Here is a 22,854-nt window from a genome sequence, read left to right on the forward strand (position 1 = left end):
CCGCGTCCGATCCGGGCCGGTCCGCTCAGCTGACGACGTGGACGACGCTGCCGACGAACACGGAGAGGATGGTGGTCCATCCGATGATCGCGACGGCCTGCCAGATGAGGACGCGTGCCTTACTGACCCCGGTGGCGGCGAGCATCGTCGCCGTGAACTGGGTGGGCAGCAGGAGCGGGCCGAGCAGACTGACGCCGGGCACGCCGTAACGGTCGAGCGCCCGACGGAACTTCACCTTGCGCGCCGCGCTGCGGCTGCCGTCGGCCTCGTCGTCGGCCTCGACCACCGTGACGCCGCCTGCGCCGCCGGCCGCGGCCAGACGCGCCTTGCGCTGCTGGTTGCGACCGATCACGGCGCTGCGCGCTCCCGAGCTGAGAAGCACGAGCACCAGCACGCAGAGGAAGTTGCCGATGATCCCGGCGATCGCAGCGATCACGGGATGGATGCCGCCGATGATGCCGATGCTCGCCGCTCCCTCACCCTCGATGAAGGGCACCGCGCCCGCCAGCGCGACGATGAGGGGCTGCACCAGCTCAGGCACCTGCGCGACCAGGTTCTGGAAGGTCTCGATGAGGTTCATGGATGTTCCTGTCCTTGCGACGGCCTGGGCATCTCCCCGGCGATGGCTCCAGTTCATCGCTTTCCTTCTGGTGCCAGAAGTGCCCCGCTGTCACCGCTTTCCGGGGCGATCGTCCGACGGGTGGGTGACATGTGTCATGGCCGTAATGTGGACGGCATGAGCAGCGCGTCCGCATCCGTCCCCGACGACTCCGATGCCGCAGCGTTGAAGGGATCCGTACGCCTGGCCAGGGGGGTGACCGCCACCTGGTACTACACGATCTCTGCCCTGCTGTTCTTCGAACTGTTCATCGTCGCGAACACCGTGCTCCTCATCCTCGGCGCCGGCATCCGCCCATCGACCGCAGCCGTCGCGATCGCGATCGGCGGACTCGTCTGGGTCGTCTCGACCGTGGCGCTGATGGTCGACTACCGTCACCGCACGGACACCGCAGGGCTGGTGCGGTGGCGTCGACAGCTCCTCCCGCTGCTGGTGGCAGTGGCCTATGCGATCCTGGCCGGCACGATGTCCGGACTGTGGACGGTCGCCGCCGTGCCCGTACTGCAATCGCTTCTGCTGCTCAACTGGCAGCCAGGGGTGCGCATGCGCGCGATGCTCACCGCCACCGTCGTGATCATCGGTCTCGCCGTTGTCGACTTCCGCATGCTCGACAGCGCAGCGGCGGGTTTCGGGCCGCTGGCAGTGTTCTCGGCGATGCTGCCGGCCATGACCGTCGCCTCGCTGTGGTGGTGGGACGTATTGGTGCGGCTCGACCGTGCACGCGTGTCGGAAAGCCGCCTCGCGGCGACGCAGGAGCGCCTGCGGGTCGCGACCGACGTGCACGATCTGCAGGGGCATCATCTTCAGGTCATCGCCCTCCAGCTCGAACTCGCCGAGCGGCTCATGGCAAAGGATCCGGATGCTGCGCTCGAACAGTTACGCGCGGCGCGGGGGAGCGTGGCCGAGGCGCAGCAGGGAACCCGTGACCTCGCGATGCGATTCCGTTCCGCGCCGCTGACGGACGAGATCGCCAACGCGGTGGATCTGCTGAGGGCCGCAGGCACATCCGCTGAGGCGACGGTCGACGCCGGAGCGGATCACGCGCCGGCATCCGTTCTGGGACCTGTCATCCGCGAGACCACGACGAATGTGCTGCGGCACGGCAGCGGCAGGTGGGCTCATCTCTCCTTGAAACGGGCGGGGGAGGCGTGGCGGTACGAGATCGTGAACGACGCGGGCGGCGATCAGACGGTCTCGGAGGACGGCTCAGGGCTCGACGGCGTCGGTCGACGGGCGTCGGAAGCGGGGGGCGCCCTGGAGGTGCGGCGCGGCAAGCAGGAGTTCGCGGTCGTCGTGACCGTTCCGGCCGAGGGCGTGGAAGGAGATGCGCGATGATCCGTGTACTGCTCGCCGATGACGAGGCGATGATCCGCTCGGCACTGGCCGCCCTGCTGCGGCTGGAGGAGGACATCGACGTCGTGGCGGAGTGCGCCGACGGCGAGGAGGCGCTGGCCGAGACCATCCGGCTGACGCCCGACATCTGCCTGCTCGATCTGGAGATGCCCGGGATCGACGGCGTGGAGGTGGCGGAGCGCCTGCGGCGCCAGACCTCCATCCGTTGCGTGGTCGTGACGCGTCACGCCAGGCCCGGCGTGCTGCGGCGAGCGCTGGCATCCGGAGTCGCCGGATTCCTGCCGAAATCGCGCGGTGCGAACGAGGTCGCCGAGGTCATCAGGCGCGTCGCGGCTGGTGCGCGCTACGTCGACCCGGAGATCGCGGCAGATGCGCTGAGCGACGAGCGCTCTCCTCTCACCGACCGTGAACTCGACGTGCTGCGGGCAGGGCGGCGCGGGGAGACGACCGGACAGATCGCGCGCGCTCTGTCGCTCGCGCCGGGAACCGTGCGCAATCACGTCTCGACCGTACTGGGGAAGCTGCATGTCACGACGCGCCAGCAGGCAGTGCTGGTCGCAGAAGAGCGCGGCTGGATCTGACGCGGAAGGTGATGCGATGAAGACGATCGGACTGCTCGGCGGCATGAGCTGGGAGTCGTCACTCGAGTGGTACCGCCTCGCCAATGAGCGCGTCAGGGACCGGCTCGGAGGTCATCATTCCGCCCGCATCCTGCTCGATTCGCTCGACTTCGCCGAGATCGAGGCCATGCAGGCCGCCGGCGATTGGGAGGCGGCCGGCGACCTGCTCGCAGGCCGCGCTCTCGCGCTCGAGAAGGCCGGAGCGGAACTTCTCGTGCTGTGCACCAACACGATGCACCTGGTCGCCGACCGGATACAGGATGCCGTCAGCATCCCGTTCCTGCACATCGTCGACGTCACGGCCGAGGCGATCCTCCCCTCCGGCGTGCGCACGGTGGGGCTGCTCGGTACAGCCTTCACGATGGAGCAGCCGTTCTATGCCGATCGCATGGCGGGGCACGGCATCCGCACGATCGTGCCCGACGAGGAGGAACGACGCATCGTGCACGAGGTGATCTACGACGAGCTCGTCCACGGCGTCGTGCGGGAGGAGTCGAGGCAGCGTTACCAGCGCGTCATGGCAGGACTCGTGCAACGCGGCGCCGAAGGCATCATCCTCGGATGCACCGAGATCGAACTGCTCATCGCCTCCGGCGATGCGAGTGTGCCGGTCTATCCCACCACCTCGCTCCACGTCGATGCCGCGCTGGCCGCCGCGCTGGGAGATTGACCGCGGTGTTCGGACTCACTGGACTCTTCACCTTCTCCGGACTCTTCGGGTCGATGTGGCGCCCGATGCGCCATCGGCGTCGCGGCACCGTCGAGCTGAAATGGCTCAGCGCGCGCACGTACACGATGAAGTGGTACCCGCAGGGCGTCGACTTCGGCACGTGGCAGGGGCGTCGCACGCTCGCGGTGAGCTGGTTCCGCAAGGCGAAGAGCGGTGAACATCTCGCGTCTCGGGTGACCTTCATCGATCTGGAGCGGTCGCGGCACCTCGATGTCGCCCTCACGATCGAGGGAGAGGACGGCGAGCTCGTTCCCGCGCAGATCCATGCCGGGGGCCTCGCCTGGTTCGGCGATCGCCTCTTCGTCGCCGCGACAGGTCAGGGGATCTGGGAGTTCGACCTCGGCGAATCGCGGCGGTTGCGAGGGGCGGCGGCGCGACGCGTCGTGGGTGCACGAGGTCGCGGTCTCGGTGCCGTGGCGCTGGCGGCGGTCCGTACCCGAGTTCATCCGGTGCCGCTGCGCTGCTCATTCCTCGGCCGGGTGTTCGATGACCAGGGCGCCTCGCTGCCGCGCGTGCTGATCGGCGAGTACCGCGGCGACAAGCTCGGCCGCATCGGCGAGTTCACGATCCCGGGCGATGTCGACGGCTCGTTCATCGCCGTCGATCAGAGCGCGCCGCAGATCGCCCGGATGCAGGGCGCTGTGCAGTGGGGCGATCGACGATTCATCTCGCAGTCGCGCGGCATGCAGCCGGGTGCACTGTGGGAGGGCGACGGGACCGCGCCTCAGCGCAGCGATGTACCCCTGCCGATCGGCTGCGAAGACCTGGCCCTCGATCCGGAGGGGCGGATGCTGTGGACGCTGGGCGAGCATCCGTGGCGCCGAGTGGTGCGCGGCATCCCGTTCTCGCAACTCGGGCTGTGAACCAAAAGAAACAGCCTCTCACCGGATCACCTGGTGAGAGGCTGTTCTGCTCGCTGTGCGCGAGGGGGGACTTGAACCCCCACGCCCGTAAGGACACTGGCACCTGAAGCCAGCGCGTCTACCATTCCGCCACTCGCGCGAGCGTCTCGTTCCGAAGAAGTCAACTTCACGAGGATATCACGCACTTTCCCTGCCGCTTAACTCGCCCGACCACGCCCGGACCGACGTCATCCGGTGAGAAGGGGTTTGATTCTCGCGCCAGGAGCGCGTCCGGAGCGCGCAAGGAGCGCGCCCGGATGGGGGCGAGAGGCGCATTTCCAGGTCACCTGGCTACGATGTTGCTACCGTCGCCATGCCAGAGGAGCCCAGTGGGACTACTTGACAGCTTTGAGAAGGGTCTTGAGCGCGCCGTCAACGGCGCATTCGCCAAGACCTTCCGCAGCGGCATCCAGCCGGTGGAGATCGCATCGGCGATCCGTCGCGAGGCCGACATCAAGGCCGCCGTGGTCAGCCGCGACCGCATCATCACCCCCAACAGCTACGTCGTGCGTCTCAGCGCGGACGACCTGGAGCGCATGCAGGGGCTCGGCGGAGCCCTCACCGAAGAGCTGCACGCGTTGATGAACACGCACGCCAGATCTCAGGGCTACAGCTTCGCCGGCCCGCTCTCGATCGCTCTCGAATCGGACGAGAAAGTCTCCACCGGCACCGTGCGGGTGAACTCCGGCACCGTCGAAGGACGCGTCAGCTGGCAGGCCGTCATCGACGTCGACGGGCAGCGGCACTCGATCACCAAGGCCCGCAGTGTGATCGGACGCGGCAGCGACGCCGACATCACGATCTCCGACGCCGGCTCCAGCCGCAAGCACGTCGAGATCCTGTGGGACGGCGAGCGCGCCATGATGCGCGACCTCGGCTCCACCAACGGCACCAAGGTCAACGGGCAGAAGGTTCGCGAGGCTCCGCTTCCCACCGACACCACGATCACCATCGGGCGCACAGAGCTGACCTTCCGGGTCGTCCCCGTGGCAGCCGACCGGCCATCGGGGGCGAATCGATGAGTGAACTCGTCCTCCTGCTGCTGCGCATCGGCTTCCTGGTGCTGCTGTGGTTCTTCGTGTTCGGTGTCGTGTACTCGCTGCGCGCCGACCTGTTCGGGGTGAAGGTGCGAAAGCTCCCCGCCGAGGCAGCCGCGGGCGGAGCCGCAGCAGCACCCGCTCCCGCCGCCAAGCCGAAGGCCTCGCCCTCCCCGCGCGCAGGTGGCGCGGCCCGTGTGAACACGGTCTCCAAACTCGTCATCACCTCCGGCCCCAAGGCAGGGCTCGAACTCCCCCTCGGCACGGAGCCGATGACGATCGGCCGCTCCAGCGAGTCCGGCCTCGTCATCCGCGACGATTACACCTCCAGCCACCATGCCCGCCTGCTGCTGCGCGGCGACACGTGGGCCATCCAGGATCTCGATTCCACCAACGGCACGTTCCTCGGCGCGAAGCGCATCTCCGGCGCGCCGGTCATCATCAACATCGGCGACGCCGTCAAGGTCGGCGCCACGACCTTCGAGTTGCGAGCCTGACGCCGGCATGGTCTTCGAAGGATCGAGTGCGGCGATCTCCCATACCGGGAAGGTGCGCTCCAACAACCAGGACTCCGGGTACTCCGGAGCCAACCTGTTCGCCGTCGCCGACGGCATGGGCGGGCACGCGGGGGGCGATGTCGCCTCCAGCATCGCGATCCAGCACCTCGAGCGCCTCGACCATCCGTTCCCCGATGTCGACGAGGCGCAGGCCTCGCTGCAGGCGGCGGTCACCACGGCCGCCGGCGATCTCATCCGCGCCGCCAAGGAGCGCCCGGAGCTCGCCGGACTCGGCACGACCGTCAGCGCGATCATCATGGTCGAGGATCACGCCGTCATCGGACACATCGGCGACTCGCGAATCTACCTGTATCGCGACGACGAACTGACCCAGATCACCGCCGACCACACGTTCGTGCAGCGGCTGGTCGACTCGGGCCGCATCACCCCCGAGGAAGCGCGCTACCACCCGCGCCGCTCGGTGCTGATGCGCGTTCTCAGCGACATGGACCACGACCCGGAGCTGGACATGTTCGTCATGCCCACGCTGCCCGGCGACCGCTGGCTGCTGTGCTCCGACGGCCTCTCGGGTGTCGTGGACGAGCCGCACATCCTCAAAGCCATGCGACTCGGGCTCCCACCGGGACGCACCGCCGACAACCTGCTCAAGCAGGCCCTGGACGGCGGCGCCCCCGACAACGTGACCGTCGTGCTCGTCGAGGTCGGCGGCGTGCACCCGGTCTCTTCCGGCACTGCGACGATCGTCGGCGCGGCATCGACGCCGTCCGGTGTGCTGATCCCCGCCGCCAGGGCGGGGCGCACGAACTGGCTGCACCCGGTGCGTCAGGCCGCGAACGAGCCCTCGCACTTCGAGCCGGCCGCCGATTACCTCGAAGAGCTCATCGAGGAGGATCGCCGTCGTGCGAAACGTCGACGCGTCGGATGGTTCGCCGCGCTCCTGGTCGTGCTGCTCGCGCTCACCGGCGCGGGGATGCTGGCGTACAGCTGGACGCAGACGCGGTACTTCATCGGTGCCGACGACGACAGCGTCGTGATCTTCCAAGGGGTGCAGCAGAGCATCGGCCCCATCTCCCTGTCGACAGAGCTCGAGGACACCGGCATCCTGCTCGCCGACCTGCCGCCGTATCAGCGCGCGTCTGTCGAGCGCACGATCAACGCGCGCTCGCTCGCAGACGCGATGGCGATCGTGGACCGCCTGCGGGCCGGATCCGAGGCTGTGACAGGGGAGACACCCGCTCCGACGCCCCCGCCGACCCCGCTTCCCACGCCTGCTCCGACCGAGACCGACGGAGGGGATGCCGGATGATGAGCACCGACGTCGCCGCGGACACCGCGGACACCGCGGTCATCAAGGCCCTCAAGCGGATGCGGCTGCCGCAGACGCAGCGCAACCGCGAGTTCTGGCTGCTGCTGTTCGCCTGCGCGATCAGCGGCGCAGCCCTCAGCCTCGTCCAGCTCGGCGCGCTCGGGCTGATCGACCCCTTCATCCTCTTCATCGGCGGCGGATTGGCCGTGCTGGCCTTCGCCCTGCACATCGTGCTGCGCGTCGTCGCATCCGACGCCGATCCGTTCGTCCTTCCCATCGCGACGCTGCTCAGCGGCCTCGGCATCGCGATGATCTACCGGATCGACATCGCCCTGCACAACACGGGGTGGGACGCGTACTCGACCAAGCAGTTGGCCTGGACGGGCATCTCGCTCGCCGGCGCGATCGCGATCGTCATCCTCCTGCACAACTACCGGGTGCTGTTCCGTTACACGTATCTGTTCGGTCTCGCCGGAATCGTGCTGCTGCTGCTCCCGTTCGTGCCTGGACTCGGCGACTCCGGCGCGAACGCCGACGTCTGGGTCACGATCGGCGGGATCTTCGCATTCCAGCCGGGTGAGCTGGCCAAGATCTGCCTGGCGATCTTCTTCGCCGGCTACCTGGTGCGCACGCGCGAGAGTCTCACCTCGGTCGGCAAGGTCTTCCTTGGCATCACGTGGCCGCGGATGCGCGAGCTCGGCCCGGTGATCGTCGTGTGGCTGATCTCGCTCGGCATCATCGTCGTGCAGCGGGACCTCGGCACCGGAATGCTCATCTTCGGCATGTTCATCGCCATGCTCTACGTCGCCACCGGCAAGACGAGCTGGGTGCTGATCGGGCTCGCCATGGTGGCCGTCGGCGTGTTCGTGGCGACCCAGGTGCTCGCGTACGTCCACGGGCGCTTCACGAACTGGCTGTACGCGTTCGATCCCGAGATCGTCGACCCCAAGGGGGCGGGCTACCAGCTGCAGCAGGGCATCTTCGGGCTCGCGCACGGCGGGCTGCTGGGCACCGGCCTCGGTCAGGGCCGCCCGACGATCACGCCGCTCGCGCACAGCGACTACATCATCCCCAGCCTCGGCGAGGAGCTCGGGCTGATCGGCCTGTTCGCGATCCTCGCGCTGTACATGGTGTTCGTCAGTCGGGGCATGCGCATCGGCATCGCCGGGCAGGATGATTTCGGCAAGCTGCTCGCGACGGGGCTGTCGTTCACGATCGCCCTGCAGGTGTTCATCATGGTCGGCGGCGTGACCCGCGTCATCCCGCTCACCGGTCTGACCACGCCGTTCCTCGCGGCCGGCGGATCGTCACTGGTCGCGAACTGGCTCATCGTGGCACTGCTGCTGCGCATCTCCGACGGCGTGCGCCGCCAGCCCAGGGTGGTGATCGGATGACGAAGGAACTCAGACGTCTCAGCATCGTGATGCTGTTCATGTTCATCGCGCTGTTCGCGGCGGCGAGCTGGATCCAGGTGGTCGACGCCGACAGCCTCGCGCAGAACCCCAACAACCAGCGCTCGCTGCGCGACAGCTACGAGATCCAGCGCGGCTCGATCATCGCCGACGGGGTGCAGATCGCGTACTCCGTCGCGAGCGAGGACGAGTTCCGCTACCAGCGGGTGTACGCCGATTCGCCGATGTGGTCGAGCGTCACCGGATTCTTCAATCCGGCGCTGCAGTCGTCCACGGGCATCGAGAGCGCGCTCAACGCCGATCTCTCCGGTACGGGTGCGAGCGCCTTCCTCGCGGAGATCGAGCGGATCGTATCCGGCCAGGCTCAGACGGGCTTCAGCGTGGAGCTGACGCTGGATGCTGCGGCTCAGCAGGCCGCGTACGACGCGCTCGGCGGGCTGCAGGGCGCCGTGGTCGCCATCGAGCCGGCGACGGGACGCATCCTCGCGATGGTCTCGACCCCCGGCTACGACGCCAACGCGATCGCCGTGCACAACGGCGCGCAGGCCGAGACCGCCTACGACGAGCTCGACGCGCTGCGGCCGAATCCGCTGCAGAATCGTGCGATCGCCGGGAACCTGAACCCTCCTGGCTCGACGTTCAAGATCCTGGTCGCCGCTGCCGCCTATGCGACGGGGGAGTGGTCGCCGTCGTCGACGCTGCCCAACCCCGCCCGCTACACGCTGCCGGGGTCCTCCTCCCAGGTCTCTAACGCCACGGGTGGCACCTGCGGACCGGGCGCGACCGTGACGATCGCCGACGCCGTCCGCCTCAGCTGCAACATCCCGATGGCCGAGCTGGCGGTCGAGCTCGGCGATGCGAAGATCCTCGAGATGGCCGAGAAGTTCGGCTTCAACCAGAGCTTCTCCACACCGCTCGAGTCGACGGCATCCCGCTACCCGCGCGGACTGGACGACGCGCAGACGGCGCTCACCGGGTTCGGGCAGGGACAGGTGACGGCCACCCCGCTGCAGATGGCGATGGTCTCCGCCGGGCTCGCGAACGACGGCGTCGTGATGAACCCCCGGCTGGTGGATGCCGTGATCGGCAACGACCTCTCGGTGATCCGTCAGTACGAGAACAGCGAGTTCGGCCGGGCGACCGAGGCGGACGTCGCGAACGCCGTGACCGACGCCATGACGGCGAGCGTCGCAGACGGTGCGGCGACGGGTGCAAGAATAGACGGCATCGACGTCGCCGGTAAGACGGGGACGGCCGAGAACGATGGCGACGAGCCGTACACGTTGTGGTTCACCGGTTTCGCACCGGCGGACAATCCACAGGTGGCTGTGGCGGTCGTCGTCGAAGACGGCGGCGGAATGGGACAGTCGGGATCCGGTGACACGCTCGCCGCCCCGATCGCGAAGAAGGTCATTGAGGCGGTGCTTAACGGATGAGGCCGACGCAGGGTGTGTCGTTCGGTGGTCGATACGAGCTTCAGTCGCGTATTGCGATCGGTGGCATGGGCGAGGTCTGGGAAGCCACGGATCACGTCATCGGACGTACCGTCGCCATTAAGATCCTCAAGGACGAGTACATGGGGGATCCGGGCTTCCTCGAGCGCTTCCGCGCCGAGGCCCGGCACGCCGCGCTCGTCAACCATGAGGGCATCGCCAGTGTCTTCGACTACGGCGAGGAGAACGGCAGCGCCTTCCTCGTCATGGAGCTCGTTCCCGGCGAGGCGCTGTCGACGCTGCTCGAGCGCGACGGCGCGCTGAGCGCCGACAAGACGCTCGACATCGTCGCCCAGACGGCATCCGCGCTCCAGGCCGCGCACGCGGCAGGACTCGTGCACCGCGACATCAAGCCCGGCAACCTGCTGATCACCCCTGACGGCCGCGTCAAGATCACCGACTTCGGCATCGCCCGAATCGCGGATCAGGTGCCGTTGACCGCGACCGGTCAGGTCATGGGCACCGTGCAGTACCTCTCGCCCGAGCAGGCCTCCGGTCACCCGGCGTCGCCCGCCACGGACACCTACTCGCTGGGCATCGTCGCGTACGAGTCGCTGGCGGGCAAGCGTCCGTTCACTGGCGAGTCGCAGGTCGCGATCGCGATGGCGCAGATCAACGAGCAGCCGCCGCCTCTTCCGCCGACCGTGCCGATCCCGGTGCAGAACCTCGTGATGGCGATGATCGCGAAGAAGCCGGCCGACCGGCCCTCGTCTTCCGCGACCGTCGCACGCGCTGCGCAGGCGCTGCGCCGCGGCGACCTGAACTCCGCGGCGATCGCGGTGCCTGCGATCGCCACCGGCGGTATCGCCGGGGACGACGCCACGCGCATCCTCACCGCCACCGGCGACGACGGTACGACGCGCATCCTGCCGACGACGGCCGCGCTCCCCGCCGACGGCGCTGAGGCAGACGCCGAGGGCAAGAAGAAGCGCAGCCCGTGGACATGGCCGCTGATCGCCTTGATCGTGCTCATCGCCATCGTGCTCGCGGGTACGGTGTTCGCGCTGCTGAACCAGGGCGACCCCGAACCCGACCCGACGACCACCACCACCTCGGCGACCACCCCGACGCCCAAGCCGACGTCTCAGACGCCCACTCCGCCTCCGGAGCCGGATCGCGTCGACGTGGCATCGCTCAACCTGGTCGGCCTCGACTGCGCGGCCGCGACCACGACCCTGACGGACAACGGCTTCAGCGACATCACCTGCGTGCCGGGCGATCCCGCCGGATCCGACGACCAGGTGGGCAAGGTCTACAAGGTCGAGCCGCTCGGCAACGTCTCGATCGATCAGACGATCACCCTGACCACGTACGGCGACCGCGCAGCGCTCCCCGCACCGACGGACGCTCCCGCGATCACCGGCGACCCCGTCGCCGGTGGCACGGTGACGCTCTCGTGGGGCGCGGACTTCGTATGCCCCAGCGGCACGAACCTCACCCGCTACACGGTGCAGCTCACCAACGGCACCTTCGTCTCGGGAGGACCGAACTTCCCGCCGACGCAGCGCAGCGCGGAGGTCACGGTCGCAGACGCGGAGGGCCAGGAGCTCATCGCGACGTACACGGCGACCTGCGCGAGCAGTGACGAACGCGTCACCCCGTCGTCGCCGCCGATGTCCGTGACGATCCAGCCGGCGAGCGTGCTCCCCGGCGATGGAGGCGAACTCCCCGAGGGCTGAGAGTGATCTCACAGCAGAGCTGAGGGTAACCTTAGGAAGTCCATGTCGTCGTACCAGGGGGAGCATCCAGTGACCGCAGAGCCGCGCATCATCGCTGAGCGATACCGCGTGGACGAGCTCATCGGCCACGGCGGCATGGCGAAGGTCTACCGCGGCTACGACGTCACGCTCGGACGTGAGGTCGCCATCAAGATCCTCGATCCCGACCTGGCGCGCGACACCGCGTTCCGCACCCGGTTCAGGCTCGAAGCGCAGGCGGCATCGCGCATGTCGCATCCCTCGATCGTGCGCGTCTTCGACGCCGGAGACCCGACCTCGGCGGCGCACGGAGCCCCGACCGTCGGATCAGCTGGCAGCGAGCCGTACATCGTCATGGAGCTCGTCCAGGGCCGCCAGCTCAAGGAGATCATCGCCGAGGGTCCTGTCCCCGTCGAGGATGCGGTGCGCTACGTCGACGGCATCCTCGAGGCGCTCGACTACTCGCACCGCGCCGGCGTCGTGCACCGCGACATCAAGCCGGGCAACGTCATGGTCACCCCCGCCGGCCAGGTCAAGGTGATGGACTTCGGTATCGCCCGCGCGGTGTCGGACTCGTCATCGACGGTCGCCGAGACCACGCAGATCATCGGCACGGCCGCGTACTTCTCGCCTGAGCAGGCCAAGGGCGAGCCCGTCGATGCGCGCGCCGACCTGTACTCGACCGGGGTCGTGCTCTACGAACTGCTCACCGGTCGCCAGCCGTTCCGCGGCGAATCCCCCGTGGCCGTCGCCTACCAGCACGTCAGCGAGACCCCGCTGGCGCCCAGCGAGGTCAACGAGAGCTCACCCGGCGCGCTCGACCCGATCGTGCTGCGTGCGCTCGCGAAGGACCCTTATCAGCGGTATCCGGATGCTGCGCATTTCCGCGCGGCGCTCGACGATGCCGTGGCGGGCAAGGCTCCGAGCAAGAAGCAGCTCGGCGCGCTCACCAGCGAGCTCTACGGTCCCAGCCCGCGGCAGGCGCAGGAGACCGCACGGTCGTTGCGCCAGCTCAGCAGCGACACCACGATGACGCGCACGCAGTCCGGACCTCCTGTGGTGTGGATCTGGGCGGGCGTCGCGCTGCTCGCGGTGCTTCTCATCTCGGTGCTGGTCTGGGTGCTCACCATGCCGCGCGGGGAGCAGATCCCCACCTCGTCGCGCACGGTTCCCGATCTGATCGACGTGTCGTACGAACGCGCCCAGGACGACCTCGAAGCACTCGACCTGCAGTACACGCTGGTCTACGAGGCGAGCGCGACGATCACCGAGAACAACGTGATCCGCACCGACCCCGAGGCGGGCCAGTCCGTCGAAGCCGGGCAGAGCGTCACGGTCTACGTCTCCTCCGGCACCGAGACGGTTCAGGCCCCCTCCCTCGTCGGGCTCTCGCAGACAGCCGCGAAGGATGCCCTGAGCAAGGCCGGACTCGCGCTCGGCAACGTGATCCAGCGCAATGATCCGAACAGCGCTGCCGACACGGTGCTCGAGGCGAGCGTGGAGGAGGGCGACGAGGTCGCACCCAAGACGGTCGTCAACCTCGTCGTCGCAAGCGGCCGGGTCACGCTGCCCGATGTCTCGGGCTGGACCCTGGATGCCGCGACGGCGAAGCTCGAGGAGCTCGGCCTCACGGCCATCCCGACCGAGATGGCGGACTGCCCTGCCACCGATCCGGCGACCGTCGCCTCGATGTCCGCCGCCCCCGGAGACGTCCCCGTGCACTCCGAAGTTCAGCTGCGTCACTGCACGGCTGCCGCCAAGTGACCGCCCGTCGCCGTCAGGCGACGGATGCGGGCCGCCACTACGGCGCGAGCGGATGCAGGTGGGATGAGACCTCGACGGCCTGCGCGTCGCCGAGCATGGCGAGCCAGTTCGCCAGCATCCGATAGCCGAAGGGCGTGAGCACGCTCTCGGGGTGGAACTGCACGCCGAGCAGCGGCAGCTCGTCGTGGGCGATGGCCATCACGGTGCCGGATGCCGTGCGTGCGGTGACGCGGAGGGCCTCGGGAAGCTCGGACTCGGCGAGTGCGAGGGAGTGGTAACGGCCGGCTTCGAAGGGCGACGGGATGCCGTCGAACAACGCCGAACCGTCATGCGTGACGGTGGACACCATGCCGTGCATGAGCTCCGGCGCCTCTGAGACCTCGGTCGCGAACGCGGCGCCGATCGCCTGATGCCCGAGGCACACCCCGAGCAGCGGCATCCGGAGCTCTGCGGCGAGCGCGACGATCTCGACCGATGCACCGGCATCCCTGGGGCGTCCGGGGCCGGGAGAGAGCAGCACGGCATCGAAGGAGGGCAGGAGGCGGGCGAAGCCCGCCGCATCCGCAGCATCCGCCTCGACCATCTCGCAGACGGCGCCGAGCTCGTGCAGATACCCGACGAGCGTGTGCACGAAACTGTCGTGGTTGTCGACCACGAGCACCCGCACGCTCACTCCAGATCGACCTCACCGGGAGTGATGAGCGGGCTCACCCAGGGGAACACGTAGAAGAAGAGTCCGTAGAGGATCGCGGCGACGACGACCAGCACGATGAACAGCCGCAGCCACCAGGGGCCGGGCAGGATGCGCCAGATTGCTGCGTACATCAGATCTTCCTCAGATGGATGGGGGTGCGACGTCGGCGACGGCGGACAGCGAATCGGGTTCGCCCTCGATGCGGGGCTGGAACCCCTCGAAGACGGCGTAGCCGATGATGCGCTCGGCGAGCGAGTACAGCGGGGAGCAGGCGGTCAGCGTCAGGTAGCGCTCTCCGGTGACGGCATCCGGTACCTGCGGCACGTCGAGCAGCACGTCGACCTGATCCGGTTGCACGTACTCGAGGGTGCGGAATCGATAGGTGTACCAGCCCTCCGGAGTCTCGACGACGATCGCATCGTCGATACGCAGCTTGTCCATCCGGTTCAGCGGAGCACCCCAGGTCGTGCGGTGGCCGGCGACGGAGAAGTTGCCCACTTCTCCGGGCATGACGGACTGGTCGTACACGCCGATCCACCCGTTGTCGAGGGTGACCGGTCGCGAGGTGCCCCCGGCGATCGCGACGTTGTAGTCGTCGCCGAACCGCGGGATGCGCATCTGCGCGAAGGTCTCCCCGGCTGCCGGATGCGGCAGCACTGGCGGTTCGAACCAGGTCTCGCCGTCGTCGTTCTCGACGATCGGCGGTGGTCCGGGGGCTGGTTGCTGCTCCCAGGTCTCGGAGACCGCGTTGCCGGCGCTGTTGCTCTGGGCACCGATGATCATGTCACCGATCCACATCTGCCAGGCGACGAAGAGCAGGACGAGCACTCCGGCGGTGAGCAGCAGTTCGCCGAGGACGCTGGTGAACGTCGCCCGCGAACGTCGGCGAGGATGCCGAGTGCGCGCGCTCATCGTCGCCCCAGCTGCACTCATAGGCGTGATCTTATCCCGCCCGTGTGTACGCCTGCGATCGAAGCAGGCAGTCATCGCGCTGTTGGGTAGACTGACCCCATGGCACGAGACCGTAAGAGCGAAGAACCCGCCGTCGAGCGCGCTGAAGGCGAGGCGGCGCCCAACGCCGTGTGGTTCAAGCCGGTGATGCTCGGCTTCATGCTGCTCGGCCTGGTGTGGATCCTGGTGTTCTACATCTCGGGCATGCAGTTCCCGGTTCCCGGCATCGGCTCGTGGAATCTCGCGATCGGCCTCGGCATCGCACTGATCGGATTCCTGATGACGACGCGGTGGCGCTGACCGCCCCTCTTCTTCAGAAGGCCCCTCGCTGATGCGGGGGGCCTTCTCTCGTCATGCCGTGCAGGGAGTTATCCACAGGGTTGTGCACAGGGTGGGGAGAATTACACCGGTGTTATTCACAGGGGTGGAGAACGGTGTTAACAACTGCTGGCCGGGTGTGAAGGCGCCAGGACGGGTCTCGCCTCACGCACCGACGAGCAGCGGCGGAACGATGAAGACCGCGGCGAGCAGGAGCGCGGCGAGTGCGATCAGCAGCAGGATCTGCCACACCCGCTGCTCGCGCTTGCGGGTGCGGAGCACGATGAGGCCGACGAGAGCACCGACGACCGCGCCGCCCACGTGGGCCTGCCAGGCGATGTTGAAGCCCGGGACGAAGCCGATCACGAGGTTGATGCCGAGCAGGACGAACAGCCCGGTCATGTTGGCGCCCAGGTGCAGGCCGATCACGAGGAGGGCGCCGAACAGCGAGAACACCGCTCCGGACGCGCCGACCGTCGCCGTGGTCGGCGAGATGATCCCGACCGCCACTGAACCGCCGAGACCGCCCAGCACGTAGAGGGCGAGGAAGCGCCAGCGACCGAGCCTCGGCTCGAGACTTCGCCCGATCATCCACAGCGCCAGCATGTTCAGGCCGATGTGCCAGATGCCGCTGTGCACCAGGGCCGCGGTGAGCAGGCGCCACGGCTGGAACGGCGCTCCGGAGAGCTCGGGGAAGAGATAGCCGACCCAGAACTCGAGCAGCCCGGTGATGTTCAGACCAGGCACGAGCTGCAGGAGGCCGACGAAGCCGGTCACCGCGATGATGCCGTAGGTCATCATGGGCCTGCCCGACTGCACGGCGGTCAGCGAGCCGCGAGCACGACCGCTGCGACCCCACTGGCGCTCGGCGCGCTTCTGCGCGGGGGTGCGGTTGCCGCGCTCGGCCTTCATGCACTCGGGGCAGATGACCCCGACGGCCGCCTGTGTCTGGCATTCGGGGCAGATGGTGCGCATGCACCGTTGGCAGAGCACGAAGCTCTGCCGATCCGGATGGCGGTAGCAGAAGTTGTCACGATTGCTCGTGAACTCGGGTGACGTCATCCGGATCGGCCTGAGGGGTTCGAGCTCAGACTGCGGTGACGTCGACCGACTGCAGGACGACGTCCTGGAGCGGCTTGTCACCGGCGGCGGTGGGGACGGCGGCGATCGCGTCGACGACCTTCTTGGAGGCGTCATCGGCGACCTCGCCGAAGATCGTGTGCTTGCCCTGCAGCCACGCCGTGGGGTCGGTGGTGATGAAGAACTGCGAGCCGTTGGTGCCCTCGGCCTTGCCGGTGATCGCGTTGCGACGCAGACCCGCGTTGGCCATGGCGAGGATGTAGGGCTCGTTGAAGTTGAGCTCCATGTTGATCTCGTCGTCGAAGTTGTAGCCGGGGCCGCCGACGCCCTGGCCGAGCGGGTCGCCGCCCTGGATCATGAAATTCGGGATGATGCGGTGGAAGATGACGTCCTTGTACAGGGCGCCCTCACCGGGCTTGCCCGTTGCGGGGTCGGTCCACTCCTGAGTGCCGTCGGACAGGCCGACGAAGTTCTTGACCGTCTTCGGGGCGTGGTCGCCGAAGAGGTTGACGACGATGTCACCGTGGTTGGTGTGCAGGGTTGCGACGTGAGTGTGCTGAGCCATGCCCCTATTGTCGCAGAGCTTGCAGTGTGTCGGCCGGACGCGCGGTCACGGTAGCGTGCGACGCTCCGGATGACAAGGGTCGGCACAATCACTGCCAGCATCCAGTCTCGTCTGGCAAGATGGGGAACCCGTACTCCAAGTCGACAGGAGAACATCGTGAGCCTCACCCGCAAGCGGAAGAAAGAACTGCGCCGTCTGCGCGACAACGCCACCGAGCTCTGGGAATCCCAGCAGGAGGTCGTCGGCCACGCTGCCGAAGTCGCCCGCGAGGCGAGCCGTCAGCTCGCAGGCGTCGGCCGTGAGCAGGTGCTTCCTGTCGTGCAGGACGCCTACAACCGCCGGGTCGCTCCGACCGTGGACCGTGGCATGAAGCTCGGTCGCCACGTCGTGGACGACAAGGTCGTCCCGCTCGTCGGCGGCGTCGTCGGCTCCGCGCTCACGGCGTGGGACGTGGCGAACGCCAAGCGTCAGGGCCTGGAGTTCTCCAAGGGCCGCATCGTGAAGAAGAAGCAGGGCCCCGGCATCGGCTCGGTCATCGCGATCGTCCTCGGCGCTGCCGCGGCCGTCGGTGTCCTCTACGCCGCATGGCAGGCGCTGCGCACGGACGACGAGCTCTGGGTCGCGGACGACCCGCTCTCCGCACCGGACGCGTGAGCGCGGCCGCGGCCGAGCCGGATCCGCATTCGCGTGTGAAGGATGCCGCGGCGACCCGTGGTCTCGCGATCGAGATCCGCGAACGCCCGCAGGCGAACAGCCTTCATGAGGCGGCGGCGCTTTTGGGACTCGACCCGTCCGGCATCGTGAAGACGCTCGTCGTCAAACGCTCGGATGACACGTACCTGTTCGCACTCGTACCGGGCGGGCGGTCGATCTCGTGGCCGAAGCTGCGCGCGGTCGTCGGCGTGAACAAGCTGCGCCTGCCGGAGCCCGACCTCGCGTTGGCCGCGACCGGGTACGAGCGCGGCACGATCGTGCCGATCGGCAGCACCACCGACTGGCCGATCTACGCCGACGAGTCGATCGTCGGACAGCGCGTCGCCATGGGTGCGGGTGCGCACGGATACAGCCTCTTCGTCGAAGCCGATGATCTGATCGCGGCCTACGGCGCGACGGTGGCCGACATCACGGTGCCGGAGCAGCCGCGCTGACTCTCGCCGCGGTACGGGTCAGAGTATCTCGGCCATCCGCAGGGCGATGTCGACGAGCTTGACTCGTTGCAGCTCCGCTAGAGCGGGCAGGGCGAACCACCCGGCCATATCGGTGGATCCGTTCTCCTCGAAGCGCAGCTTGCCGCCGCTGATCTTGGCGCGGTAGACGATGCGCAGGGTGTGCAGGGGTACGCCCGCCTTCCTCACCCGCCTGCCGGCGGGGATCACGCGGGAATGGATGCCGAGCAGCTCCTGCACATGCACCGTGTAGCCGGTCTCCTCGCGGACCTCGCGGCGGACGGCGTCTTCGGGATCCTCGCCCTCCTCGAGGCCGCCCCCCGGCATCGTCCACGCGACGCGTCGCCCCTCGGTCCAGCGCGCGAGCAGCACCCTGTCGTCGTCATCGGTGACGACGGCATACGCCGCGACGCGCAGATCCATGCGCTTCACACTAGCGGGAGCGCGCCGTGGGTCAGGTCACCTGCACGCCGGCGAGGTAGGTCGCCCGCACCATCGTCTCGGCGAGTTCTTCGGCGGTCGCGGTCACCGGGTCGCGGTCGACGACGATGAAGTCCGCGAGCAGCCCCGGCGCGAGGCTTCCGACCTCGTGCTCGCTGAACAGCTGCCAGGCGGCGTTTCTCGTCTGGGCCGCGAGGGCCTGAGCGCGCGTGACGGGTGCGCCGGCCGGCATCCGGAATCCCGAGCGCGTCGTGCGCGTCTCGGCGACGGCCATATTGCGGAACGGCTCGTTCGGCGTGACCCAGCCGTCGTTGTGGAAGGTGGCGCGATGTCCTGCCGCGAACGCGGTGCCGGCATCCGCCCATGCACCCCCGTGCTCCGGGCCGAAAAGATCGTCGACGAGCACCTCGCCCCAGTAGGTGATGTGGTCGACGAACAGACTGACGGTGACGCCGAGGGATGCTGCGCGCGCGAACTGCGCGGATGTCATGGCTCCGCAGTGCTCGAGGCGGAAGCGGTGATCGGTGAGTGCGTGCCTGGTGATGATCTGCTCGTACACGTCGAGGGTCGAGTCGATCGCGCGGTCGCCGTGGGCGTGACAGGCGAGCTGCCAGCCGCCGGCCGCGTAGGGCTCTGCGATCTCGAGCAGCTGCGCGGTGGTGTAGTTCGCAGTGCCGACGTGATGGGGTTCCAGGCCGAGGTCGCGCGTGGCCGGGGTGTCGAGGTAGGGGAAGGACGTGGCGATGTTGCCGATCCAGGGCGAGCCGTCCGACCAGGTCTTCACGCCCGTCTGCCGGATGACCGGGTCGTCATCGCCGCGCGGCGCCGCCGCACCACCCGGCCGCGACATCTCGTACCAGCGCAGCCGCACGGGCAGCCGGCCCTGTGCGTGCAGCGCCCGGATCAGCGGGTTCAGGTCGGGATTCCAGGACAGATCGGAGACAGTGGTGATGCCGCGGCTCGAGAGATCGCGCAGGTGCGCGACGAGCAACTCGGGAAGATGCTGCTCGGCGCGGGCGAGCATCGGGGCGACGACCTGCTCGACCGCCGCCTCCTCGAAGGCGGCACCGGAGAGGTCGCCCTTCGCGTCACGGGCGAACCTGGCACCGGCGGGGTCGCGAGTGTCCCGATCCACGCCGGCGGCACGAGCAGCGGCGGCGTTGAAGTACGCCGAGTGCCCCGAGTTGTGGATCACGACGAGCGGAACGTCGCCGGCGAGCTCATCGAGCCATTTCATGTCGGGGTCGGGGAGTCCGCGCTGCAGCAGCGCATCCCACCCGTTCGCGAACACGGCCTGCCCGTCGGCGTCCGCGACGGCCTTCTTCAACGCCGCGAGCACGCCCGCGGCATCCGGGATCGTGACCGGCCGGATGTCGACGACGAGGTGCGAGAGCAGGATCGACGAGTACGCGGGGTGTCCGTGAGGCTCGATGAGGCCGGGCATGACCCAGTCGTCGAGCTCCACGGTGTGGGCATCCGGATGCTGCGCCTTCAGCTCGGCGGCAGTTCCGAGTGCGACGATCCGCCCGTCCTCGACGGCGAACGCCTCGAACTCGACCTCGGTGTCGGCCTCGGAATCTCCGGCGAGCGGACGGATGCGGCCGGTGAAGACTGTCGTCATGGCGTCAGTCTGGCAGGGCGGAGGGCCGAACGCGCTGAATCTCCTGCTTCTTCGATCCCCGCGGAGTAGCGTGGCGGGAATGAGCACCCTGCCCTTTCCCGCGTCCGTGTACACCGCCAGGCTGGAGCGCGCGGCCGCCCTCGCTGCCGACGCCGGTCTCGATGCGGTCGTCGTCGGGCCGGGCCCCCCCCTGCAGTACCTCGTCGGGGTCGAGGGCGACACGATCGAACGGCTGACGGTGCTGTTGCTCGGACCGTCTCTCGCGCCGACCGTCGTCGTTCCACGGATGGAGCTCGCGAAGGTGCGATCCACGGCGGTGGGCGAACTCGGTCTCACCGTGCTCGACTGGGTCGACGGTGAAGATCCGTACGCCCTGGTGACCGGCGCGCTCGGCACCGTGACACGGGTGGGCATATCGGATGCACTCCCGGCGCTGCACGTCATCCCCGTCGCGGAACGGCTCGATGTGCGACTGGAGCTCGCGACGCCGGTACTGCGCGAAGGCCGAATGACCAAGGACGCCGCCGAGATCGCCGAACTCCGACGTGCAGGCGGGGCGATCGACGCCGTGCACCGCCGCGTGCCGCAGTGGCTGCGCGCCGGACGCACCGAACGCGAGGTCGCCGCCGACATCACCGAGGCGATCATGGCCGAGGGGCATCGATCGGTCGAGTTCGTCATCGTCGGATCGGGGCCGAACGGCGCGGATCCGCATCACGAGGTGTCGGACCGGATGATCCACAACGGCGACATCGTCGTGGTCGACATCGGCGGCGCCGTGCCCAGCGGATACAACTCCGACAGCACCCGCACTTATGTGGTCGGTGAACCCGACCCCGCAGCCGCCGAGAGCATCGCCGTCCTCGTGGAAGCCCAGCAGGCCGCCGTGGATGCCGTGCGGCCGGGTGCGACGGCATCCGACGTTGACGCGGCCGCTCGCAACGTACTCAACTCCGCGGGACTCGGCGACGCCTTCCTGCACCGCACAGGACACGGCATCGGCGTCTCGGTGCACGAGGAACCGTACATCGCCCCTGGCAACGACCTCGTATTGAGGGAGGGCATGGCGTTCAGCATCGAGCCCGGCATCTACTTCGCCGGTGAGTGGGGAGCACGCATCGAGGACATCGTCGTGGTCACGGCCGACGGCTGCGAGCGGCTCAATGTCGCCCCGCACGAGCTGACCCAGGTCGACGCCGTCGCCTGACCCGACTCAGACCCGGATCAGCGCTCGATCGATTCCAGCGCCGCGGCGAGCCTGGACACGGTCGCGTCGACATCGGCGAGCTTGTCGAGGCCGAACAGCCCGATCCTGAAGGTCGAGAACCCCTCCGGTTCGTCGCAGTGCAGCGGCACCCCGGCGGCGATCTGCAGCCCCTGCTCCTTGAACGCCGCACCCGACTTCAGTGCGGGGTCATCCGTGTGCACGACGACGACGCCGGGAGCGGCGAACTCGGCTGCCGCGACCGACGGGAATCCGCGCCCTGCGAGAAGCTCCCGCACCCGTCCGGCGAGTTCGATCTGCGCGCCGCGCAGCGCCTCGAAACCGCGGTTCTGCGTCTCGATCATCGCGGCCAGGTTGCGGGTCAGCGCGTCGGTCGGCATGGTGGCGTGATACGCCGCGCGACCCGCGCGGTACTCGTCGGCGATGGCCAGCCACTTGCCGAGATCAGCGGCGAAACTCGTCGAGACCCGCTCGCGCACAGCAGCCGCTCCCGCCTCGCTGAGCATGACGAAACCGGCGCAGGGCGATCCGCTCCACCCCTTCTGCGGAGCGCTGAGCAGCACGTCGACGCCGAGTGCCTTCATGTCGACCCACATCGCTCCGGAGGCGATGCAGTCCAGCACGAGCAGCCCGCCGACCTCGTGCACGGCGTCCGCCAGCGCCCGTACATAGTCATCGGGAAGGATCATTCCGGCAGCCGTCTCGACGTGCGGAGCGAAAACGACCTCAGGGCGGCGAGCGCGGATGGCGGCCACCACCTCATCGATCGGCGCGGGCGCCCATGCCGCCTGCGCCTCGTCGGATTCCGGCCGCGCAGCGAGCACCGTGACGTCGTCGCTGATGCCGCCCGTCTCGAGGATCTGCGACCAGCGGAACGAGAACAGGCCGTTGCGCACGACGAGTGTGCGACGGCCCGTGGCGAGCTGGCGCGCGACGGCCTCCATCGCGTACGTACCGCCACCGGGGATGATGGCCGCCGTGTGCGCGTTGTACGCCTCGCCGAGGATCTCGAAGGTCTGCTGCATCACCGAGATGAAACGTGCCGACATGTGGTTCAGGGATCGGTCGGTGAAGACGACCGAGTACTCCAGGAGGCCATCGGGATCGACGTCATCGTGCGGCAGGCTCATGCGCCCAGCATCCCACAGGCCATCGCGGACGGCACACGGCCCGCGCAGGGCGATCGAGCCGTCATGGATTTGAGGTCGCGCACGGTGCATGACAGTGTGGATGACGGACCGAAGCTGTTTCACCCAGCGGAGATCACACCCATGGACACGAATTCTCGAGAGCTGCACACCCCGATCCGGGACGGTGACACGCTCTGACTTCCCCCGGCTCT

At 68.4% G+C, this 22,854-nt stretch carries 24 protein-coding genes and 1 tRNA gene; 15 read left to right on the forward strand and 10 right to left on the reverse strand.

The window, feature by feature from the left end:
- Window positions 1–25: 25 nt before the first annotated feature.
- On the reverse strand, window positions 26–580 hold the full coding sequence (locus ACNPNP_RS16450; RefSeq protein ID WP_448967103.1) for a small multidrug efflux protein: 555 nt from the start codon (window positions 578–580) through the stop codon (window positions 26–28).
- A 156-nt stretch (window positions 581–736) separates the two neighbouring features.
- Between ACNPNP_RS16450 and ACNPNP_RS16455 the strand changes: the two genes are divergently transcribed.
- From ACNPNP_RS16455 to ACNPNP_RS16470, 4 genes are read left to right on the forward strand one after another with little or no spacing between them, the layout of a single operon-like run.
- The gene (locus ACNPNP_RS16455; protein ID WP_448967104.1) at window positions 737–1,954 is read left to right on the forward strand and encodes a sensor histidine kinase; all 1,218 of its coding nucleotides are present in this window, start codon (window positions 737–739) and stop codon (window positions 1,952–1,954) included.
- The gene (locus ACNPNP_RS16460) at window positions 1,951–2,553 is read left to right on the forward strand and encodes a response regulator (protein WP_448967105.1); all 603 of its coding nucleotides are present in this window, start codon (window positions 1,951–1,953) and stop codon (window positions 2,551–2,553) included. Before ACNPNP_RS16455 ends, ACNPNP_RS16460 begins: the two co-directional genes overlap by 4 nt.
- 16 nt (window positions 2,554–2,569) lie before the next feature.
- Window positions 2,570–3,262: an aspartate/glutamate racemase family protein gene (locus ACNPNP_RS16465; RefSeq protein ID WP_448967106.1), complete on the forward strand. Its 693-nt coding sequence runs from the start codon at window positions 2,570–2,572 to the stop codon at window positions 3,260–3,262.
- 5 nt (window positions 3,263–3,267) lie between these two features.
- Window positions 3,268–4,185: a hypothetical protein gene (locus ACNPNP_RS16470; protein WP_448967107.1), complete on the forward strand. Its 918-nt coding sequence runs from the start codon at window positions 3,268–3,270 to the stop codon at window positions 4,183–4,185.
- Window positions 4,186–4,241: 56 nt separating this feature from the next.
- Here ACNPNP_RS16470 and ACNPNP_RS16475 read toward each other — a convergent pair.
- Window positions 4,242–4,324: transfer RNA gene (locus ACNPNP_RS16475), tRNA-Leu, on the reverse strand.
- A 229-nt stretch (window positions 4,325–4,553) separates the two neighbouring features.
- Between ACNPNP_RS16475 and ACNPNP_RS16480 the strand changes: the two genes are divergently transcribed.
- The 7 genes from ACNPNP_RS16480 to pknB are packed head-to-tail and all read left to right on the forward strand — an operon-like array spanning window position 4,554 to window position 13,451.
- Window positions 4,554–5,246, forward strand: coding sequence for an FhaA domain-containing protein (locus ACNPNP_RS16480; RefSeq protein ID WP_448967108.1), 693 nt, complete (start codon window positions 4,554–4,556; stop codon window positions 5,244–5,246).
- Entirely contained in the window at window positions 5,243–5,758 is a 516-nt protein-coding gene (locus tag ACNPNP_RS16485; protein ID WP_448967109.1) for an FHA domain-containing protein FhaB/FipA, read from the forward strand. The genes ACNPNP_RS16480 and ACNPNP_RS16485 overlap by 4 nt, the downstream gene beginning before the upstream one ends.
- A gap of 7 nt (window positions 5,759–5,765) precedes the next feature.
- Complete coding sequence (locus ACNPNP_RS16490) at window positions 5,766–7,085, forward strand: PP2C family protein-serine/threonine phosphatase (RefSeq protein ID WP_448967110.1); 1,320 nt, start codon at window positions 5,766–5,768, stop codon at window positions 7,083–7,085.
- On the forward strand, window positions 7,085–8,479 hold the full coding sequence (locus ACNPNP_RS16495) for an FtsW/RodA/SpoVE family cell cycle protein (RefSeq protein ID WP_448967274.1): 1,395 nt from the start codon (window positions 7,085–7,087) through the stop codon (window positions 8,477–8,479). Before ACNPNP_RS16490 ends, ACNPNP_RS16495 begins: the two co-directional genes overlap by 1 nt.
- Complete coding sequence (locus ACNPNP_RS16500) at window positions 8,476–9,933, forward strand: peptidoglycan D,D-transpeptidase FtsI family protein (protein WP_448967111.1); 1,458 nt, start codon at window positions 8,476–8,478, stop codon at window positions 9,931–9,933. Before ACNPNP_RS16495 ends, ACNPNP_RS16500 begins: the two co-directional genes overlap by 4 nt.
- Window positions 9,930–11,669 carry a protein kinase domain-containing protein gene (locus tag ACNPNP_RS16505; RefSeq protein ID WP_448967112.1) on the forward strand — a complete coding sequence of 580 codons (1,740 nt, stop codon included), beginning with the start codon at window positions 9,930–9,932 and terminating at the stop codon, window positions 11,667–11,669. The genes ACNPNP_RS16500 and ACNPNP_RS16505 overlap by 4 nt, the downstream gene beginning before the upstream one ends.
- Before the next feature lie 42 nt (window positions 11,670–11,711).
- Entirely contained in the window at window positions 11,712–13,451 is a 1,740-nt protein-coding gene (pknB, locus tag ACNPNP_RS16510) for a Stk1 family PASTA domain-containing Ser/Thr kinase (RefSeq protein WP_448967113.1), read from the forward strand.
- Window positions 13,452–13,488: 37 nt separating this feature from the next.
- Here pknB and ACNPNP_RS16515 read toward each other — a convergent pair whose 3' ends face one another.
- The 3 genes from ACNPNP_RS16515 to ACNPNP_RS16525 are packed head-to-tail and all read right to left on the reverse strand — an operon-like array spanning window position 13,489 to window position 15,078.
- Window positions 13,489–14,124: an anthranilate synthase component II gene (locus tag ACNPNP_RS16515; RefSeq protein ID WP_448967114.1), complete on the reverse strand. Its 636-nt coding sequence runs from the start codon at window positions 14,122–14,124 to the stop codon at window positions 13,489–13,491.
- Window positions 14,121–14,276, reverse strand: a complete 156-nt coding sequence (locus tag ACNPNP_RS16520; RefSeq protein ID WP_448967115.1) for a hypothetical protein — start codon at window positions 14,274–14,276, stop codon at window positions 14,121–14,123. The genes ACNPNP_RS16515 and ACNPNP_RS16520 overlap by 4 nt, the downstream gene beginning before the upstream one ends.
- A 10-nt stretch (window positions 14,277–14,286) precedes the next feature.
- A complete protein-coding gene (locus tag ACNPNP_RS16525) occupies window positions 14,287–15,078 on the reverse strand; it encodes a class E sortase (RefSeq protein WP_448967116.1) in 792 nt (263 codons plus the stop codon).
- A gap of 78 nt (window positions 15,079–15,156) precedes the next feature.
- Between ACNPNP_RS16525 and ACNPNP_RS16530 the strand changes: the two genes are divergently transcribed.
- Window positions 15,157–15,396, forward strand: coding sequence for a cell division protein CrgA (locus ACNPNP_RS16530; RefSeq protein ID WP_307360439.1), 240 nt, complete (start codon window positions 15,157–15,159; stop codon window positions 15,394–15,396).
- A gap of 183 nt (window positions 15,397–15,579) precedes the next feature.
- Here ACNPNP_RS16530 and ACNPNP_RS16535 read toward each other — a convergent pair whose 3' ends face one another.
- Window positions 15,580–16,476 carry a rhomboid family intramembrane serine protease gene (locus ACNPNP_RS16535; protein WP_448967117.1) on the reverse strand — a complete coding sequence of 299 codons (897 nt, stop codon included), beginning with the start codon at window positions 16,474–16,476 and terminating at the stop codon, window positions 15,580–15,582.
- A gap of 25 nt (window positions 16,477–16,501) precedes the next feature.
- Window positions 16,502–17,059 carry a peptidylprolyl isomerase gene (locus ACNPNP_RS16540; RefSeq protein WP_448967118.1) on the reverse strand — a complete coding sequence of 186 codons (558 nt, stop codon included), beginning with the start codon at window positions 17,057–17,059 and terminating at the stop codon, window positions 16,502–16,504.
- 156 nt (window positions 17,060–17,215) lie between these two features.
- Here ACNPNP_RS16540 and ACNPNP_RS16545 point away from each other — a divergent pair, with 156 nt between their 5' ends.
- Together ACNPNP_RS16545 and ACNPNP_RS16550 are read left to right on the forward strand one after the other, a co-directional pair.
- Window positions 17,216–17,713, forward strand: coding sequence for a DNA helicase (locus ACNPNP_RS16545; RefSeq protein WP_448967119.1), 498 nt, complete (start codon window positions 17,216–17,218; stop codon window positions 17,711–17,713).
- A 68-nt stretch (window positions 17,714–17,781) separates the two neighbouring features.
- Complete coding sequence (locus ACNPNP_RS16550; protein ID WP_448967275.1) at window positions 17,782–18,207, forward strand: aminoacyl-tRNA deacylase; 426 nt, start codon at window positions 17,782–17,784, stop codon at window positions 18,205–18,207.
- A gap of 18 nt (window positions 18,208–18,225) precedes the next feature.
- On the opposite strand, the gene ACNPNP_RS16555 is transcribed toward ACNPNP_RS16550, so the two are convergent.
- Together ACNPNP_RS16555 and ACNPNP_RS16560 are read right to left on the reverse strand one after the other, a co-directional pair.
- Window positions 18,226–18,648 carry an NUDIX hydrolase gene (locus ACNPNP_RS16555; protein ID WP_448967120.1) on the reverse strand — a complete coding sequence of 141 codons (423 nt, stop codon included), beginning with the start codon at window positions 18,646–18,648 and terminating at the stop codon, window positions 18,226–18,228.
- Between the two features lie 31 nt (window positions 18,649–18,679).
- The gene (locus ACNPNP_RS16560) at window positions 18,680–20,287 is read right to left on the reverse strand and encodes an amidohydrolase (RefSeq protein ID WP_448967121.1); all 1,608 of its coding nucleotides are present in this window, start codon (window positions 20,285–20,287) and stop codon (window positions 18,680–18,682) included.
- A gap of 79 nt (window positions 20,288–20,366) precedes the next feature.
- Here ACNPNP_RS16560 and ACNPNP_RS16565 point away from each other — a divergent pair, with 79 nt between their 5' ends.
- The gene (locus ACNPNP_RS16565; protein WP_448967122.1) at window positions 20,367–21,494 is read left to right on the forward strand and encodes a M24 family metallopeptidase; all 1,128 of its coding nucleotides are present in this window, start codon (window positions 20,367–20,369) and stop codon (window positions 21,492–21,494) included.
- Between the two features lie 17 nt (window positions 21,495–21,511).
- On the opposite strand, the gene ACNPNP_RS16570 is transcribed toward ACNPNP_RS16565, so the two are convergent.
- Window positions 21,512–22,642, reverse strand: a complete 1,131-nt coding sequence (locus ACNPNP_RS16570) for an aminotransferase class V-fold PLP-dependent enzyme (protein ID WP_448967123.1) — start codon at window positions 22,640–22,642, stop codon at window positions 21,512–21,514.
- Window positions 22,643–22,854: the final 212 nt, after the last annotated feature.

The sequence above is a fragment of the Microbacterium xerophyticum genome (assembly GCF_053543555.1).

Bases quoted from the DNA above. Each gene is read 5' to 3' on its own strand.
- ACNPNP_RS16455 (WP_448967104.1), top strand. From the start codon at position 737: ATGAGCAGCGCGTCCGCATCCGTCCCCGACGACTCCGATGCCGCAGCG.
- ACNPNP_RS16540 (WP_448967118.1), bottom strand. From the start codon at position 17,059: ATGGCTCAGCACACTCACGTCGCAACCCTGCACACCAACCACGGTGAC.
- ACNPNP_RS16525 (WP_448967116.1), bottom strand. From the start codon at position 15,078: ATGAGTGCAGCTGGGGCGACGATGAGCGCGCGCACTCGGCATCCTCGC.
- ACNPNP_RS16450 (WP_448967103.1), bottom strand. From the start codon at position 580: ATGAACCTCATCGAGACCTTCCAGAACCTGGTCGCGCAGGTGCCTGAG.
- ACNPNP_RS16465 (WP_448967106.1), top strand. From the start codon at position 2,570: ATGAAGACGATCGGACTGCTCGGCGGCATGAGCTGGGAGTCGTCACTC.
- ACNPNP_RS16570 (WP_448967123.1), bottom strand. From the start codon at position 22,642: ATGAGCCTGCCGCACGATGACGTCGATCCCGATGGCCTCCTGGAGTAC.
- ACNPNP_RS16460 (WP_448967105.1), top strand. From the start codon at position 1,951: ATGATCCGTGTACTGCTCGCCGATGACGAGGCGATGATCCGCTCGGCA.
- ACNPNP_RS16555 (WP_448967120.1), bottom strand. From the start codon at position 18,648: ATGGATCTGCGCGTCGCGGCGTATGCCGTCGTCACCGATGACGACGAC.
- ACNPNP_RS16500 (WP_448967111.1), top strand. From the start codon at position 8,476: ATGACGAAGGAACTCAGACGTCTCAGCATCGTGATGCTGTTCATGTTC.
- ACNPNP_RS16520 (WP_448967115.1), bottom strand. From the start codon at position 14,276: ATGTACGCAGCAATCTGGCGCATCCTGCCCGGCCCCTGGTGGCTGCGG.
- pknB (WP_448967113.1), top strand. From the start codon at position 11,712: ATGTCGTCGTACCAGGGGGAGCATCCAGTGACCGCAGAGCCGCGCATC.
- ACNPNP_RS16560 (WP_448967121.1), bottom strand. From the start codon at position 20,287: ATGACGACAGTCTTCACCGGCCGCATCCGTCCGCTCGCCGGAGATTCC.
- ACNPNP_RS16565 (WP_448967122.1), top strand. From the start codon at position 20,367: ATGAGCACCCTGCCCTTTCCCGCGTCCGTGTACACCGCCAGGCTGGAG.
- ACNPNP_RS16485 (WP_448967109.1), top strand. From the start codon at position 5,243: ATGAGTGAACTCGTCCTCCTGCTGCTGCGCATCGGCTTCCTGGTGCTG.
- ACNPNP_RS16490 (WP_448967110.1), top strand. From the start codon at position 5,766: ATGGTCTTCGAAGGATCGAGTGCGGCGATCTCCCATACCGGGAAGGTG.
- ACNPNP_RS16535 (WP_448967117.1), bottom strand. From the start codon at position 16,476: ATGACGTCACCCGAGTTCACGAGCAATCGTGACAACTTCTGCTACCGC.
- ACNPNP_RS16495 (WP_448967274.1), top strand. From the start codon at position 7,085: ATGAGCACCGACGTCGCCGCGGACACCGCGGACACCGCGGTCATCAAG.
- ACNPNP_RS16530 (WP_307360439.1), top strand. From the start codon at position 15,157: ATGGCACGAGACCGTAAGAGCGAAGAACCCGCCGTCGAGCGCGCTGAA.
- ACNPNP_RS16505 (WP_448967112.1), top strand. From the start codon at position 9,930: ATGAGGCCGACGCAGGGTGTGTCGTTCGGTGGTCGATACGAGCTTCAG.